The sequence below is a fragment of the Vibrio salinus genome (genome assembly GCF_021272385.1).
Classification (GTDB): Bacteria; Pseudomonadota; Gammaproteobacteria; order Enterobacterales; family Vibrionaceae; genus Vibrio; species Vibrio salinus.
The window spans coordinates 421,359-437,212 of the sequence record NZ_JAJSDZ010000005.1 but is presented as its reverse complement, the minus strand read 5'-3'; the positions used below and the strand labels follow the sequence as shown (position 1 = coordinate 437,212).

The following is a 15,854-nucleotide window of genomic DNA, read 5'->3' as shown; positions in this document are numbered from 1 at the left end:
AAATGCTCGACTTTTCGATTCTTCCCTCAACACTCCCGCTCTTATGGGATGGGGTCAAAATGACCCTGTTTCTCTCTTTTATGGCAGTGTTTTTGGGACTTATCGTCGGTATGGTGATGTGCGCATTGCGCCTGTCTTCAAACCTTTATTTACAGCGGATGGTTAAGATTTATGTTTCGGTTTTCCGGGGCATTCCTTTGCTGGTGCAGCTGATGGTGGCTTACTATTGTTTGCCTCTTATTGGTATCAAAGTACCGGCCTTAGTCGCCGCAATAGGATGCATCGGATTGTGTTCAGGCGCTTATATGACGGAGATACTCCGTGGAGGGTTCCAGTCTTTACCCGACGGTCAACAGGAATCGGCGCAGATGCTTGGAATGAGCCAGTTGCAAATTCTGTTACATGTGCAGTTACCTCAGGTTTTCCGGCTGACGATTCCGGGACTTATTAATGAAACTATTCTTCTTGTCAAAGCGTCCTCTCTGATCTCGGTGATTGGGATCGCAGAACTGACCCGAACGGCACAAAATCTGGCTGCCAGTAATTTTCAGCCATTTGAGTTTTATCTGGCGGCAGGCGCCCTGTATTTTATCATTAATAGTTTGGTCGCTATTCTGGGGTTGTGGCTGGAACGCAAGGCACGGCATGAGGTGGTACTATGATGACCTTTGATCCTTCTGTTATTACCAGTCACATGCCGGAAATTCTCAGCGGATTCGGAACAACAATCTTCACGACGGTGGTTTCCTGCTTTATTGGTATGGGAATAGGGCTCATTCTTGCTTTGGGTCTGACGGCTAAATCAGCCATATTCCGTTATCCTGTTCGTCTCTTTGTCGAAATAATCCGGACAACGCCTTTTCTGATTCAGCTATTTCTTCTTTATTATGGCGGACCTTCTGTTGGTATCTATCTGGAACCGTTGGAGGCCGGAATTATTGGGCTGGCAATATATGGAAGCGTCTACTACGCGGAAATATTCCGGGCGGGGTTCCAGTCTGTTCCTAAAGGTCATGTGGAAGCGGCTCAGATTATGGGATTCTCTGTCCCTCAGATAATCTGGCGTATCCAGATCCCACAAATGATGGTGCTTATTATTCCTGCCTTAGTCAATACCTCCATCATTTTAAGTAAAGAAACGGCGGTACTGTCTATCGTAACCGTTCCGGAGTTAACGTTTGTGTTAACCGGTATTGGTTCGGAGACCTATGCGTACGCAGAAACATTATTTGTACTTTCGGTTGCCTATCTGGTTTTTGCTGAGGTTACATCGCGTCTTGGCATGTTAGCTGAGAAACGTCTGAGAAAATATATGGAAAGATAACATGGAAGTGAAGTCTGATAATCATCCACATCCGATTGTGCAAGTTCAGTCGATGGGGAAATCTTTTGGTGATAATGAAGTTTTAAAAGGCATTAATTTAAATGTATCTCAGTCTGAAGTAGTCTGTCTTATCGGGCCTTCTGGGTCGGGGAAAAGCACACTGTTACGCTGCATTGCCTTTTTAGAGCAGTATTCAAGTGGAACCGTGCTGATCGACGGAGAATTGCTGGGGTATAACGATGATACGGATTACCGTAAATTAGCCCCGGCTAAAGAGTTGAACCGGGTGCGGCGCAATATGGGAATGGTCTTTCAGCAATTCAATTTATGGCCTCATATGACAGCGTTAGGTAATGTTTCAGAAGCGTTAGTTCGGGTCAAAAAAATCCCGAGAGCGGAAGCCGGGCAAAAGGGCCGGGAATTACTGAAAAAAGTGGGGTTATCGGAAAGGGCGGATCACTATCCGGCTCAGCTTTCCGGTGGGCAGCAGCAAAGGGTCGCCATCGCCCGGGCATTGGCAATGGAGCCTCAGGTTATGTTGTTTGATGAACCGACCTCGGCACTGGATCCGGAACTGGTCGGGGAAGTGTTACAGGTCATGAAAGATCTGGCGAATGATGGTATGACCATGATCGTTGTGACGCATGAAATGGGCTTTGCAGCTCAGGTTGCGGATACGGTTGTCTTTTTAGATAAAGGTGAAATATTAGCAAAAGGATCGCCGAAGCAGTTGTTTCAGGGAGCACAGCCTCCGAGATTAAAGCAGTTTTTGCAAAATTATCTGGATAGAAATGCGTTCTGGACTCAGGAAGAGACAACAGAATAGCAGGGGTGAGGTTTTTTCCGGTCTTGGCAGGAGAACAATAAAACCTCATTAACTCGAATTTGAACATTTTCGCGTTACTAGATAACAGCGAGCACGACAGTGACGATAATAGTCCGTAACGAAATATCACGTTAAGAGCTTATTGTTACTGTTCCAATGCAATAAGCACTTCGGCTTTAATAGTTCCATCCCAGGGTTAACCGATAAATTCCTATTAACTATTTAAATTTAAAGGAAAAATTCAATGGGAAGTGGAGAGTTTGCAGTAAGAGAGCCTCTATATGTGTTAGCCCTTTTGCCAAATTTGGTATGTGTAATCAACATTTGAACTGAAGTGTTGCTCAAATACTGGCTGCATGCTGTTTGGTAGCTCTGGAAAAAACACATCGCCAGAAATTTTCTTGTGAATTACCGAGAGATGGACTGTATCCGCCTGTTCTATTAACGCCTTGTAAATTTCACCACCACCAGAAACAAAAATGTGCTCCGTGCTTTGATCTAAGTACTCAAGCGCTGATTCAATGCTAGTGAAGTAGAGAACGTCAGTGTCATCTGAAGTAATTTCTGAACGAGTAACAACAGCGTATTTTCGATTGGGTAGCCTGCCCATTGAATCAAAAGTTTTACGGCCTACCAACAGCCACTGATTATAAGTCATCTCTTTGAACAGGAGTTGCCCTCCTTTGACATGCCAGGGGATATCCAAACCTGATCCGATCACTCCATTTTCTGACACTGCTGCCATTAAGGATATTTTCATTTCCCCTCCTGAGGCTAACGCATAGAACATTTGCAAAATATATGGCGCGACATTTTGGCAACCAAAATTCGTAACATGTATTTTGTCAATTGGTTCGTCTTGTTAGTTCAACACCAAGTGCACCGTAGCTTTTGTTGTTGACTAAATAATAAATTAATGTGGTTTTATTGTGCATATACACCACCATTATTGGTATCGACTAACCATGTATTACCCGGTTTAAATACGATGAGTTCGAAATGTTTATGAGCTTTTTTGAACGTTACATGGCAAACTGCTTGCCACCCGCTTCCACAGAACACTCCGTCCTTTGCTACTTGACCATCTTCTGTTTTTTGTAAGTGCCACCCTGTTCTTTGGAGAAGTTGAACGGCTTGACCAAATATAATACCGCGTTTGATTCCATATGATTTCAAAACATATTGAAACCACTTACCAGTATTAAACTGAGTAAAATATGTATACTTTCCATCAATGCTCACATGATTATTGTACAAATCAGAGAGTTGAAGAGCGTATAGATCAAAAATACAGCTAGGTGTTTTACATTGATTTCTATATGACAACCAAGATTTTTGAAAGGAAACGATTTCACTATTACCTTTATCATTAGGATATTTTTTCAAATCAGATAATAAAGAGTTGTAGTAATTACTTAATGAGGAATCGATATCCGACAGTTGCTCCTCTGAACAAACTGTCTTCTCAACATATGTAGTAACCTTAGAACAATCAAACGAAGCTGCTGCAATATTACTGCTAATAGTAAGTAATATTATCAAAATTATTTGTTTCATGTGTAGTGCTGTTCCGGAATCTGGTTGAAAGCGGTGAACGTAAACGTCACCGCAAGGGTCAGATGTCTGAAAGCGAAATCATGACTATCATTATCGCATTTCATTTGTCTCAACTGCGTGATTTTAAAAGCTTCTATCTGGGCATTGTCATCGTTATAACAAAATGAGTATTAACAAGCTTTCAGTGAGCGTACTTTTAGCAAAGGTTATCACTTAAAATTTTTCGCAATGGTTATATCACTGTTTAGTAGATTTGCTTATCCGAATTTTTATGTACAAGAAATGCATTTAGTCGTTGAGCATTTCTGCCGGTAAGAGCTTCCCATGTCTGATTTATGTCTTTGGTTGTTAACTGAGCAATAATGTTTTGTGGTTGAGTATAAGCGTTTATATCGTAGTCTTCCGAAAGATATGATGTAAGTTGCGATAACTGCTTTGAGACATCATGTTGATCGCGTTTAATTTCTGTCAGCAATTGAGTTTTAGCTGTTGCAAGTTCCTCTGAAGTTATGCCATTGGTCAAATCAGAAATTAGAGTATTTACAGCTTTTTCAGCTTTACTTTTATCTGCTGGATTTATTGTCAAGGTAAAGAACAACGTTGTAATACCTGATGTCTTTGAACTTCCGAATCCAAGATATGGAGAGTAGTCTAATCCTTCTTTTTCTCGTAGTTCTGTCGTCATTCTTGTATCAATAATTTTTTTCAGCAGCTTTATAGAAAATAACTCTTTATCGGTCTGTTGGGGAAGTTTTGATGCGAAACTAGTAACGTAGACAGTTGAATCTTCATTGGATGCCGGGACGATCAGGTTTTCATTAATCTGTCTAAGGGAAATTGCTCGGGTTGATAATTTTCCTGAAATATAGTTGATATTGGCCACATAGCGTTTCAAATAAGATGTGATAATTTTGGGAGCAATATCAGCCACAATAACCAGTTTGAAATCGTCTTCATGCCTAAATAATAGTCGATATACCTTTTCAACTTGGTCTGCTGTAACATTCTGTAATGCTTTGGGTGTAGATAGCTGATAAAACGTATTTTTGCCGTAGACAGCCGTATTTATTTTAACTCTGAATTGACCTGCTGGGCTATGAAGATAAGCTTCCCTTTTTTGTATTAGATTATTTTTTACGGCATCAAATTGAGTTCTATCCAATTTTGCATTTGTTGCAGCCTGATGCAAAAGTGAAAAGGCGGTTTCTAAATGTTTTTGGTTAGTTGTGAGATAAAGGCCTCGTTGCTCGAAACCAACCTGTGGGTATAAAGAGGTGTCATTTCTTGTTAAAAAGTCATTGAGTTGAACCGCATTCAAACCACAAAGTCCGCTGCGCATATATGAGGCGTAACTCATTTCCATTGCGGGTATCAAATTTTTCGGCAATAGCAATTCACTTCCTTGAGCAAAATATGAAAGGTAAATATTATTTGCTGCCTTAGGCTCTCTTTTGAGCCACACCTCAATACCATTTCCCAGTTTCCATCGATATAAGTTATTCTTTTTATCATCGTTGGCGGTTACTATTTTCCCGGGAGCTTTCGGTAAAATCAATCTATCAACAATTTTCTTATCCTCAAGTTGGTGACCTGACTGAGACATCGTAAATACGAATTCTTTGTTGTTATTTTCAAGCCATGTATCACGGTCGATTTTTTTTGCTTTTTCGGTAGGGAGAGCAAAGACATTTAAATGCTGCTGACTGCTTAACTGCTGTTTTAGCTTCTGGTTTAGGTGTTTAATATCTACCTTTTTAAGGAATAGATGAAGATTTTCCCTGTAACTGTTCTTCGACTGATAAGTTTCATTGGTTGCCAGAGCATATTCTTGGTCTTCTATTATTTCCTGTGATGTTTTTTTCTTCCATAGAGCATCAATATTTTCCAGTCTGGTGCGGTAAGGTGCAAGGGCGGTATCAAGTTCAGCTTGTGAAATACCATAGTCTCTAAGGTTTGCTAATTCTGTAGCTAAAAAGTGTTGTATTTCAGTACGTTTTTCTTCAGAAAAATCGATATCAATAAAGTTGTACTGAATATTTTCGATATTAGCGGCATCCGCTTCGATGCGTGAGTACTCAATTTTTTTCTCAATAGCTCGATTCTTTAAACGGCGGGTTATCAGGTTATTTATCAGAGTATTCAGCATTTCTTGTCGTTGATCTGTTAGTGTTTTGTAATACGACATGCCTGCAGGGAAAGTCAGGTCAAGTAGAGAAGGACTGCCTTGTGGAAGTACAAACATTTTGGCTGGAAAATGCTGAAGATGAGAAATTTCAGACAGATTTCTATGATCTATAGGTCTTGATTTCCAGCTTGAAAATGTAGTGGTTACAAGTTTATCTGCTCGAGATAGATCAAAATCTCCGGTTATTAACAGTTCAGAATTATTGGGTATATACCATTTACGATAAAACTTGGTCAGCTGTTCAGGATCGAGCTGTTTGATACTTTTTTCCGAACCAAGGACATCATGTTTATCCAAAATGGTATTTTTGATGACAAAATGGTACATCTGTTCACTAAATGGCTCTTCTTTTGGCCTGGAAATTCTCATTTCACCAAGTACAACGCCTTTTTCTGCCTCAATTTGAGTTTTATCTAAATTTAAGCCGTCACCAATATCCCTGAACCAAGTTAGGGCTTTGTCCATGTGTGCATCATCAGGTAGAGAAAGTTTATAGCTTGTGAGATCATAAGTTGTAAATGCATTCATGTCTGGACCAAATTCTAAGCCCGTTTTTTCAAGCTCAGAAACAATAGCATTTCCTTTGTAATGCTTACTTCCGTTAAAGGCCATATGTTCCAGAAAGTGAGCATAACCTGATTGTTTTTCTGTTTCCTGAACACTTCCCGTATGGACTAAAAGGCGTAATTCTACAGGTTCATTTTTCTTGTAGAAAAAATGGTATTTCATACCATTAGGCAATGAATGATGTTTCCAATTGTTATCACTAGCGATTTTATCGTTTGAAGTCCCATTACATGCGGTTAGAAATAGCAGACTGGCCAGTAAAGATAAAATAGAATACTTGGACATAAATGTTCCTTGGTAAACATGAAATTTGAGCGGGAACAGAGGTTAATAATAAATTCATTATTAATCAAAGTGTTATGGTTTTATGTTGCTCTTAAAATATACATTAAGTCAAGTATCGAAATTAAGAATAGAAAGCGAAGTGTAACTATTTAGCCAGAGGCTATTGACAGCAATTTAGTGAGCCCTGTTAACTTGAGCGACCATTTTCCCTGACTGATAGGAGTCTTTATGAAAACAAGTGAGTCGTAAGCACCCCACAAAACCACTGGATCTAATTTAATGAGAGAAGTCCAGGGAATTTTCTGCCTGCTTAACTTCCTCCGAAACGTTTCCCTACCAAGATGATCGTGACCAACGAGATGGAAAATATGCTTTGCCAAATTAGTATTTAACGGATTACCTGAGATATTGTAAAACTTTCAATATAGTGGCCAATTTACCTCATCCACTACACTCGAGATGACGGATCGATCGTGCCTCCAATCATAAAATCTGAGTTTTTGATGTATTCAGTAGGATTACTCAGGAATTTCGAACTTTCTTGTGAGTACTCTTTGATTAAGTCATCGAACAAACTGTAAATCTTGTTGGGGATTTGAGTTCTCATACAAACACTCTCAAGTAAGGTTAGGAAAGAAAAAATTATACCAAGCACATTACATGGATTAGTAAAATTAAGTCAATTTCCTGTCCGTTATGTGAGTTACCTGAGAAGGAAAACACGAAAAGGGGCATTTTCGATTTATAAATGGCAGCGAACCGTTCAGATCGCTGTCATTTAGTATGAGATTTTATTACCTTCCATAAGGCGAATACCGCAGAGCCCGTGAAGAACCGGCTCTGCTTTTGGTATCGGTTAACCTTCTCTGTGGATGGCAAAGGGAGACCAGGCTTGTGTGGTTGGCATTACTTCCAGCCGGTTAATACAAATATGAGGCGGGAGAGTGGCGATATAAAACATTGAGTCAGCGATATCTTCTGCAGAAAGAGAGTCGGTTCCGCTGTATAACGCATCCGATGCTGCCTGATTGCCTTTTGTTCTGACCAGAGTAAACTCCGTTTCTGCCAGCCCCGGGGCAAGGTCGGTTACCCGGACGCCGGTGCCCAGAAGATCGCAGCGCAGGTTATAGGTAAACTGTTGAACAAATGCTTTGGTGGCGCCATAAACATGGCTTCCGGGATACGGCCATTGTCCGGCAATGGAGCCAACGTTGATGATGGAAGCCCCGCGACCGGTTTTGATCAGCACCGGCAGCAAAGCGTGAGTAACATTAACCAGACCTTTCACGTTCGTATCTATCATGGTATGCCAGTCTTCGATATTGACATCCTGAGCCAGTTCTGGGGCTAAAGCCAGCCCCGCATTGTTAATAAGGCAGTTCACATTTTTGAATTCTTCCGGTAGCTGGTTAACGAGCTTATCTACCTGCTCTTTATCCTGAACATCGAGTCTCTGATAATAAACCGGTGCCAGTTTTTCAAGCTCACCGGCTAATTCTTTCAGCCGGTTTTCTCTTCGTCCCGTAATAATGGTTTTCCATCCGGCTTCGGCAAATTTTCTGGCAGCCGCCCGTCCGAATCCGGACGTTGCTCCGGTAATGAAGACAATTTTTGACATACTATTCTCCAACTTAGTATTTTTATCTGTCCCTTTACTTTTATACTGGAGTAACTTTTTTCCTTCGTTTAGTACCAGATTTTTGTGGTTGTTGGGGCAGAGGCTTTTTTGATCACTTTTGCCAGTATCATTATCCCCGGTTCAATATTGTCGGCACAGATACCGGAGAAACCAAGGCGCAGATAATGGTGCTCGTGTTGTTCCGGGCTGTGGAAGTGAAGGTCACCATCTTCGACCAGCACTCCGAGTTTCATCGCATCCCGTACGACATCAGGTCCTGACACTCCTGCGGGGAGTTTCAGCCAGAAAGCACTGCCACCAAGTGTCTGGTTTGTAATGCAGTCAGGCAGATGGCGTTCCAGAGACTGGCGGAGAATGGTCCATTTGTCGGTATAAGAGCGACGGATTTTAGCCAGATAACTATCATAGTAGCCCAGAGAAATGAACAGCGCACTGGTTCTCTGGTTGTTTGCCGGCGGGTGACGGTACATGAGCCGGCGTAATTTTCGTGCCTGGTTAATCAAAGTGCGGTCTGCCACCATAAAACCAATTCTTAATCCCGGGGATAACGATTTGGATAAACTTCCTACGTAGATGACGCTGCCGTCTTTATCCATACTTTTTAATGCAGGAGAGGGTTTGGTATTGAGGTTAATTTCACTGTCATAGTCATCTTCAATGACGATGGTGTTGTTTTTGCGCGCGTAATCTAATAGCGCTGTCCGCCGTTCCATGCTCATTGTGACGTTTGTCGGAACCTGATGACTTGGTGTGGTGTAGATGTAATCGCACAGAGCCAGATTATGATTTAATTCTATTCCCTGATTATCCAGACTGAGAGGTACTACTTTGGCCCCGAACGTTGAGAAAATATTCCGGGCATCCGGATAACCGGGATCTTCAACACCCACAACAGTGCCGGAATCGGTAAGGAGCTGCGCCAGCAGGAAAAGAGAGTTCTGTGTGCCGATGGTGACTAAAATTTCATCCTGACTGGCGCTGATTCCCCTTTTACTGAGCACACTGGTCTGAAGCTGTTTTATGAGCAGTTTGTCATCGCAATCGATGTGGTCTGAAATCCAGTCTTTAATAATGGTCTTCCGTTGTGCCAGACGAACACATTCCCGCCAGTGGTTCGATGGGAAAAGGGTATCCTCCGGCTGACCGAACAGAAACGGGTAAGGGTAACTTTGCCAGTCCGGTGTTTTCTGAATGTTTCTTTGTTCTGAAAAGTCGACTTTGAATTTGTCGGTCCATTTTTGTGCAGACTGATCACAAGTTTGGGTAGAATCGACCATGACATCCAAAGGACTGATATAAGCGTCAGGGTTGGTAAAAAAACCACTTCTTTGCTGAGAAATCAAAAAACCTTCATCAACCAGTTTTTCATAAACTAATACAATGGTGTTTCTGGATACGTTTAGCATTTGTGCCAGCTTGCGGCACGAAGGCAGTGCTTTGTTGCCAAATACTCCCTGATGGATTTTTTCCAGCAGGTGTTCTCTTATCTGTTCCTGCAAACTTCTTTCGGGAGAAAAGTTGATATGAATGAGGTGATCATTTTTCATAAGTTCTTCTCGTTTTTGTGATCTGCTATAGATCAGAAAATGCACGATATATGCCAATCATGGTGTTGAACCATCAGGCGTAGATGGTTGCAGATCGGTTATCTGGGGCCAATTGTTCCCAAAAAAAGCTAATTCTGGCGCTAATACTTATTACGATGTCGTCCTAATGTTGGTTTTAACAGAAATGAAAGGAGTAACAAAATGGAAATGGATATTCTTGAAGATGTGATTGAATTAGATTCAGCACACGTCTGGCATCATATGACACAACATGCTACCGCTAAAGCACCGATGTTCGTTAAAGGTGAGGGGAGTTATGTCTGGGATTCGAACGGTAAACAATATCTGGATGCCACGGCCGGCGGCGTTTGGTGTGTGAATGTCGGCTACGGACGTGAATCCATTGCGGAAGCGGTAAAAGAACAGCTGGTTCAGTTAAACTACTTTGCCGGATCGGGAGCGACGCCTATCGGAAGTCAGTTTGCTGCAAAACTGGTGAGTCTGATGCCGGGAATGAGCCGTGTGTATTTTTCGAACTCAGGTTCCGAAGCGAATGAAAAAGCATACAAGATGGTTCGCCAGATTTCTGAAAAATATTATGGCGGCAATAAGTCGAAAGTCTTATATCGTGAGCGTGACTATCACGGGACAACCATTACCTGCCTGAGTTCATCCGGTCAGGAAGAGCGTCGTAATCAATATGGTCCGTTTACTCCGGGATTCGTTGAATTCCCGCACTGTTGTGAATACCGCAGTCAGTATGGTGACGTCGATAATTATTCTGAGTTATCTCTGAAAGCGCTTGAAGAGGTTATTCTGGCTGAAGGGGCCGATACTGTTGGTGCGATTGTCGTAGAACCGATTACTGCCGGAGGTGGGGTTATTGTACCGCCGGAAGGGTATCTGAAAGGTGTTCAGGCGCTTTGCCAGAAATACGACATGTTACTTCATATTGATGAAGTCGTCTGTGGATTGGGCAGAACAGGGAAATGGTTTGGTTATCAGCATTTTGATGTGAAGCCCGATATCGTTACGATGGCAAAAGGTCTGGCTTCTGCCTATGCACCGATTTCATGTACGGTCGTAACGGAAGAGATTTTCCAGAAATTAAATAATCAGCCTGAAGATCGTGAGAGCTATTTCCGGGATATCAGTACATTTGGTGGATGTACTTCCGGCCCGGCTGCTGCGCTGGAGAACCTGGCGATTATTGAACGGGAAGGCCTATTGGAAAATTCTTCAAAAATGGGTGATTACCTGCTGACCCGTCTGTCTCTGCTGAAACAGAAATATGACATCATAGGTGATGTTCGTGGTAAAGGCTTATTTCTTGGAATGGAACTGGTTCAGGACCGTGGGACAAAAGAACCGGTTGATGAGAGCGTATTGATGAAGATTGTGGCTCACTGCAGTCAGAATGGAGTGCTGATTGGGCGTACTAACCGTTCGTTTAAAAAATACAACAATACATTGTGTCTGAGTCCGATTCTGACGTTAACGCAGGAACAGGCCGATACTATTGTCGATGCAATTGATGCTGCACTGGCAAGTCTGTAAAGGTTAGAATTGTTAATCATTAGTTAAATTATAAATTTCATAATTGAAAAGGGCGCTTTTAAAGCGTCCTTTTTTGTATTGCTCTGTGCCAATTTGGTGCTGCCCGGAAGAAAATTGAATAATTGGCCCCTTGGACCTATATTTTATTTTTTTTTGGCTCTATACCCGGCAAAAAATATTGTGGAATATAAAAATTAACACAAAGTTAACAATGCTAACATTATCAGGGAGAGATATTTTATGATGCGATGGAAGCGTAAATTTGCCGGTTTTACTGCGGCAGCCACATTATCCGTTTTACTTGGTACCAGTTTAGCAACTGCAGCTGATTTGCCGGAAATTGAAAAAACAGGCGTTTTTAAAGTTGCAACGGAAGATGACTATGCACCGTTTAACTTTATGAAAAATGGAGAACCGGCCGGTTTCAATAAAGACATTCTGGATGAATTGAAAAAGTACAGCAGCAAGTTTGAAATCAAGCAGAGCATCCTTCCTTGGACAGGTTTGTTAGCGGCGGTTTCTTCCGGCCAGTATGACGCTGCAATTACCGGTGCATTGATTACCGATGACCGCCTTAAAGTCTTCAACTTCGTTGTGCCATTAGCGTCAGCTCAGCATTATTATGTTAAACGTAAAGGCGATGACAGTATTAACAGTATTGCGGATCTTAGTGGAAAAACACTGGGTGTTCAGGCTGGTAGTGCACTGCTTGCCCGTTTGCCTGAATTGAAAGCCATGCTGAAAGAGAAAGGCGGCAAACTGGGAAAAGTGGTTCAGTATCAGTCTTATCCGGAAGCGTATGCTGATTTGGCGAATGGCCGTCTGGATTATGTCGTTAATGCGGTTATTTCCATTAACGATTTGGTGAAAGCACGTCCTAATGTGTTTGCAAAAGGCCAGCCGGTATCCGGTAAAGGGTTCGTTTCATGGCCTGTACCGAAGAGCAGTCCGGAATTACTTAAATTCCTGGATGGTTTTGTTCTGCACCTGAAAGAAACCGGCAAATTAACCGAATTACAGAAAAAATGGTTTGGTCAGGAATTTAATGGTCTGCCAGATGAGCCTATTACAACGGTTAAGCAGTTCCACAAGCTAGCGAATTTAGATTAACCCTCAGAATGTACCGGCTGATTTTCAGCCGGTATGTGTTTTCCTGTGTTGTAGAGGTGTAATTTCATGGATTTAGCTGCATGGATTTTATTATTTAAAGGGGCATGGACGACAATCTGGATTTCCGGGACATCGATTGCAATCGGAGTGACGCTTGGGTTACTAATCGCCATTATCCGGCAACGCTCTATTCCGTTCGTCGATCAATTTCTGGGACTGTATATCAGTGTTGCCCGTTCTACTCCTCTGGTTACCTTAGTTTTATTTATCTTTTTAGCATTACCGGCTTTAGGTGTGCATCTTGACAAAAATATCGCTGCTATTTTATCGCTGTCACTGAATACTGCGGCGTTTAACGCCGAAATATGGCGCTCAGCGATTCGTAATTTTTCAAAAGATCAGAGAGAAGCAGCCTATGCATGCGGTATGACTGAATGGACCTTTTTCCGTTCAATTATGTTGCCTCAGGTCATTTCTGTCAGTTTGCCTGCGTTAGTCAACGAAATGTCATTTCTGATAAAAGGAAGTCCGGCGGTGGCGATTATCGGTTTGGTTGATTTGACTCGAGTTACCAACCGCATTTCCTCAGTCACTTATGAACCCGTGTATCCAATTCTTGGTGCCGGACTGATTTATATCGTGATTATCAGTATTTTGGTAAAAGCGCAATCCGTTGCTGAAGTAAAAGCACGACGACTGGCGTTGTAACAGGAGGTCACAATGAATGAATGGATGACGATTTGGGAAGCCCGGGACCTCTTTATTGACGGATTTGAAATGACAATTTACCTGTTTGTTGTTTCGGCTATAGCCGCATTGATACTGGGTATTGTTTTGCTGTATCAGCTGGAAACCGCTCATCGTTTTATACGTTATGCGATCAGGGCGTTTATGACGGTAATGAGAACAATCCCTTTTCTGATTTTGGCTTATCTGCTCTATTATGGATTACCTCAGATGGGAATTCGCATGGAGGCAGAAACGGCAGGGTTTATTTCTCTTATTCTTTATCACGGCGCTTACTTTTGTGAAATTCTTCGTGGACAGCGGTTGGTCATGTCAAAAGGATTAACGGAAGCAGCAGAAGCATTAGGCTTCAGACAACATCAGGTATACAAAGATGTTGTGTTGCCAAATATCATTATGAGTTCCCTGCCGTTATTGGGCAACCAATTGATTATTTGTCTGAAAGACACCGCCTTTTTATGCATTATTACCGTTCAGGAAGTAACGGCATCGGCAAACAGTATTCAGGCTACGTATTTTATTCCGTTTAAAGCATTCTTAGTTGCGATTGTTCTTTACTGGATTATCGGACTTATTATTGAGAACTCAATTCGCCTGTTAGGTCAATGGGGTAGTAAAAAAGGACTTTATCATGCTTAATGATTCTGCAATTGAAGTAAGAAAATTGTCGAAGCAGTTTGATGGAATCGAAGTGCTGAGAGATATTAACTTAACCGTGAATAAAGGTGAAGTCGTCAGTATTCTGGGATCTTCCGGTTCAGGGAAGTCGACATTATTACGTTGTATGAACTGGCTGGAGCAGCCGGATAAAGGGAAAATATACATTGGCGATGAACGGATAGGTGTCCGTGATGAAGATAAGAAGCCAATGACGAATAAGCAACTGGCTAAGATTCGTGAACGTGTCGGTATGGTATTTCAGAGCTTTAATTTGTGGCCGCATGTAACGGTTATCGAGAACGTTATGATGCCGCTTCTGAAAGTGAAACATATGGATAAAATCAGTGCAGAGCAAATTGCGGTTGAGCAGCTCGATAAAGTCGGAATGCTGGAAAAGCGGGATGTTTATCCTATTACGCTTTCCGGTGGTCAGAAACAACGGGTGGCCATAGCCCGTTCTCTGGCAATGAGTCCGGATGTACTTTTGTTTGATGAACCGACATCGGCTCTTGATCCTGAAAGGGTTGGGGAGGTGTTAAACGTCATGAAAAAATTATCTCTGGAAGGGTATACCATGGTCGTGGTGACCCATGAGATGGAATTTGCCCGGGCGGTGTCGGATCAGGTTGTCTTTCTTGAAAAAGGCAAATTAATCGAAAAAGCGCCGCCGGAAGCGTTTTTTAATAACCCGAAATCAGAACGTGTTCAGCAATTCTTAAGCTCGTTTAACGATTAAATATGATGTCGGCTCTATGACCTCAAAGACCCGGAAACACCGATGTTTACCGGGTCTTGATACGATTTAACACCGGGCTGCTACGGTGATTATTTTTTCATTTTCCATACAAGTAAAAAATTATTCGCCGGCATCGGTATTTTCTCTGCCAGCTGCATTTTATTTCCCCATTTTTTCAGTTCGTCTAAAGACCGGATGCCTCCAAAACCGGATGCTTTTAGTGTTTGATCAAATTTCCGGTTGCTTTCGCTGGTGTATTCCCCTCCAATTTTCATAGGACCGTATTGGCAGAAAATACCGTCTTCCGGTAAATTTTCGGCAACCAGTTCCATCATTGTTCTGGCATCTTCCGGCTGCATTATGTGGGTCGTATTGGCCGTAAAAACCGCATTGACTTTGATATTCGGCCAGGGGTCGCAGCCAATAGTAAATTCAACTGGTGGAGAGATATTATTAAGTTGTGATTCGTTAATCCAGGCATGAATACTGCTGTGATTTTCCGGCATATCACTGGTATGCCAGTGAAGGTGAGGTAAGTGATTAGCAAAATAGACAGCGTGTTGTCCGGTTCCGGAACCGATTTCCAGTACTTGGCTGGAATATTTAAAATAAACCGCCAGTTTTTCTAAGATAGGTTGTTTATTTCTTTCACAATGAGGTGCAGTACGTTTATGCATAAATAAGTCATTCCGGGCCGAGAATCATATGTTCTCAAACATTTTTAAGTTACTTGTCTATATGCATATTTGATCATAATAATTAAAAAAAGAAAAGAGCAGTTTTAAAAATTTAGTAATTTGTATTGAATTAAAAATGAAACAGATTCAGTTATTAGAAATGTATATTTAAGTAAAATTTATTTTCATCTTTTATTACATATTAGTGAATAAATAATAAGTATATGATGTAAGTCAAAAATAATATGCAGCAAGTTAAATAAAAAATAACTATTTTGCAATTAGTTTCTTAATGAAGTTTTAAAGAATATTATTCTTTTCAGAAAGAAATTTTCTTTAAGCTGACTTATAAATTGTTTATGATAATCCGGCTATACAAATAATTGTAAGAATATATAAATAAAAATATTACTGAGATACCTAATCTGATTTCTGTT

General features: G+C 41.5%; 14 protein-coding genes and 1 pseudogene. 9 read left to right on the top strand and 6 right to left on the bottom strand.

Going from position 1 to position 15,854, the window contains the following annotated elements:
- The first annotated feature begins 2 nt into the window (after window positions 1-2).
- From LRQ06_RS02120 to LRQ06_RS02110, 3 genes are read left to right on the top strand one after another with little or no spacing between them, the layout of a single operon-like run.
- Window positions 3-662 carry an amino acid ABC transporter permease gene (locus LRQ06_RS02120; protein ID WP_232764792.1) on the top strand — a complete coding sequence of 220 codons (660 nt, stop codon included), beginning with the start codon at window positions 3-5 and terminating at the stop codon, window positions 660-662.
- Window positions 659-1,324, top strand: a complete 666-nt coding sequence (locus tag LRQ06_RS02115) for an amino acid ABC transporter permease (RefSeq protein ID WP_232764791.1) — start codon at window positions 659-661, stop codon at window positions 1,322-1,324. The genes LRQ06_RS02120 and LRQ06_RS02115 overlap by 4 nt, the downstream gene beginning before the upstream one ends.
- A 1-nt stretch (window position 1,325) precedes the next feature.
- Window positions 1,326-2,150 carry an amino acid ABC transporter ATP-binding protein gene (locus LRQ06_RS02110; protein WP_232764790.1) on the top strand — a complete coding sequence of 275 codons (825 nt, stop codon included), beginning with the start codon at window positions 1,326-1,328 and terminating at the stop codon, window positions 2,148-2,150.
- Between the two features lie 286 nt (window positions 2,151-2,436).
- On the opposite strand, the gene dfrA is transcribed toward LRQ06_RS02110, so the two are convergent.
- Both dfrA and LRQ06_RS02100 read right to left on the bottom strand, forming a co-directional pair.
- Window positions 2,437-2,910: a trimethoprim-resistant dihydrofolate reductase DfrA gene (dfrA, locus tag LRQ06_RS02105; RefSeq protein WP_232764789.1), complete on the bottom strand. Its 474-nt coding sequence runs from the start codon at window positions 2,908-2,910 to the stop codon at window positions 2,437-2,439.
- Window positions 2,911-3,074: 164 nt separating this feature from the next.
- A complete protein-coding gene (locus tag LRQ06_RS02100; protein ID WP_232764788.1) occupies window positions 3,075-3,707 on the bottom strand; it encodes a lysozyme inhibitor LprI family protein in 633 nt (210 codons plus the stop codon).
- A 23-nt stretch (window positions 3,708-3,730) separates the two neighbouring features.
- Here LRQ06_RS02100 and LRQ06_RS21295 point away from each other — a divergent pair.
- Window positions 3,731-3,856 (top strand): annotated as a pseudogene (locus tag LRQ06_RS21295) (IS982 family transposase); the annotation flags it as partial.
- A 95-nt stretch (window positions 3,857-3,951) separates the two neighbouring features.
- Here the strand turns inward: LRQ06_RS21295 and LRQ06_RS02090 are convergent.
- The 3 genes from LRQ06_RS02090 to pdxR all read right to left on the bottom strand — a co-directional run bounded on the left by LRQ06_RS02090 (window position 3,952) and on the right by pdxR (window position 9,930).
- Window positions 3,952-6,744 carry a M16 family metallopeptidase gene (locus LRQ06_RS02090; protein WP_232764787.1) on the bottom strand — a complete coding sequence of 931 codons (2,793 nt, stop codon included), beginning with the start codon at window positions 6,742-6,744 and terminating at the stop codon, window positions 3,952-3,954.
- An 856-nt stretch (window positions 6,745-7,600) separates the two neighbouring features.
- Entirely contained in the window at window positions 7,601-8,362 is a 762-nt protein-coding gene (locus tag LRQ06_RS02085; RefSeq protein WP_232764786.1) for an SDR family NAD(P)-dependent oxidoreductase, read from the bottom strand.
- Window positions 8,363-8,430: 68 nt separating this feature from the next.
- Window positions 8,431-9,930, bottom strand: coding sequence for a MocR-like pyridoxine biosynthesis transcription factor PdxR (gene pdxR / locus LRQ06_RS02080; protein WP_232764785.1), 1,500 nt, complete (start codon window positions 9,928-9,930; stop codon window positions 8,431-8,433).
- A gap of 201 nt (window positions 9,931-10,131) precedes the next feature.
- Between pdxR and LRQ06_RS02075 the strand changes: the two genes are divergently transcribed.
- From LRQ06_RS02075 to LRQ06_RS02055, 5 genes are all read left to right on the top strand, one after another.
- Window positions 10,132-11,487 (top strand): aminotransferase family protein, encoded by a 1,356-nt coding sequence (locus LRQ06_RS02075; protein ID WP_232764784.1) that lies wholly within the window; start codon window positions 10,132-10,134, stop codon window positions 11,485-11,487.
- A 243-nt stretch (window positions 11,488-11,730) separates the two neighbouring features.
- The gene (locus tag LRQ06_RS02070) at window positions 11,731-12,597 is read left to right on the top strand and encodes a transporter substrate-binding domain-containing protein (protein ID WP_308218816.1); all 867 of its coding nucleotides are present in this window, start codon (window positions 11,731-11,733) and stop codon (window positions 12,595-12,597) included.
- A 66-nt stretch (window positions 12,598-12,663) separates the two neighbouring features.
- Window positions 12,664-13,305 (top strand): amino acid ABC transporter permease, encoded by a 642-nt coding sequence (locus LRQ06_RS02065; RefSeq protein WP_232764782.1) that lies wholly within the window; start codon window positions 12,664-12,666, stop codon window positions 13,303-13,305.
- A gap of 12 nt (window positions 13,306-13,317) precedes the next feature.
- Complete coding sequence (locus tag LRQ06_RS02060; RefSeq protein ID WP_232764781.1) at window positions 13,318-13,983, top strand: amino acid ABC transporter permease; 666 nt, start codon at window positions 13,318-13,320, stop codon at window positions 13,981-13,983.
- On the top strand, window positions 13,976-14,740 hold the full coding sequence (locus LRQ06_RS02055; protein ID WP_232764780.1) for an amino acid ABC transporter ATP-binding protein: 765 nt from the start codon (window positions 13,976-13,978) through the stop codon (window positions 14,738-14,740). The genes LRQ06_RS02060 and LRQ06_RS02055 overlap by 8 nt, the downstream gene beginning before the upstream one ends.
- 89 nt (window positions 14,741-14,829) lie before the next feature.
- Here the strand turns inward: LRQ06_RS02055 and LRQ06_RS02050 are convergent, their stop codons facing one another.
- A complete protein-coding gene (locus LRQ06_RS02050) occupies window positions 14,830-15,417 on the bottom strand; it encodes a DUF938 domain-containing protein (RefSeq protein WP_232764779.1) in 588 nt (195 codons plus the stop codon).
- Window positions 15,418-15,854 lie beyond the last annotated feature (437 nt).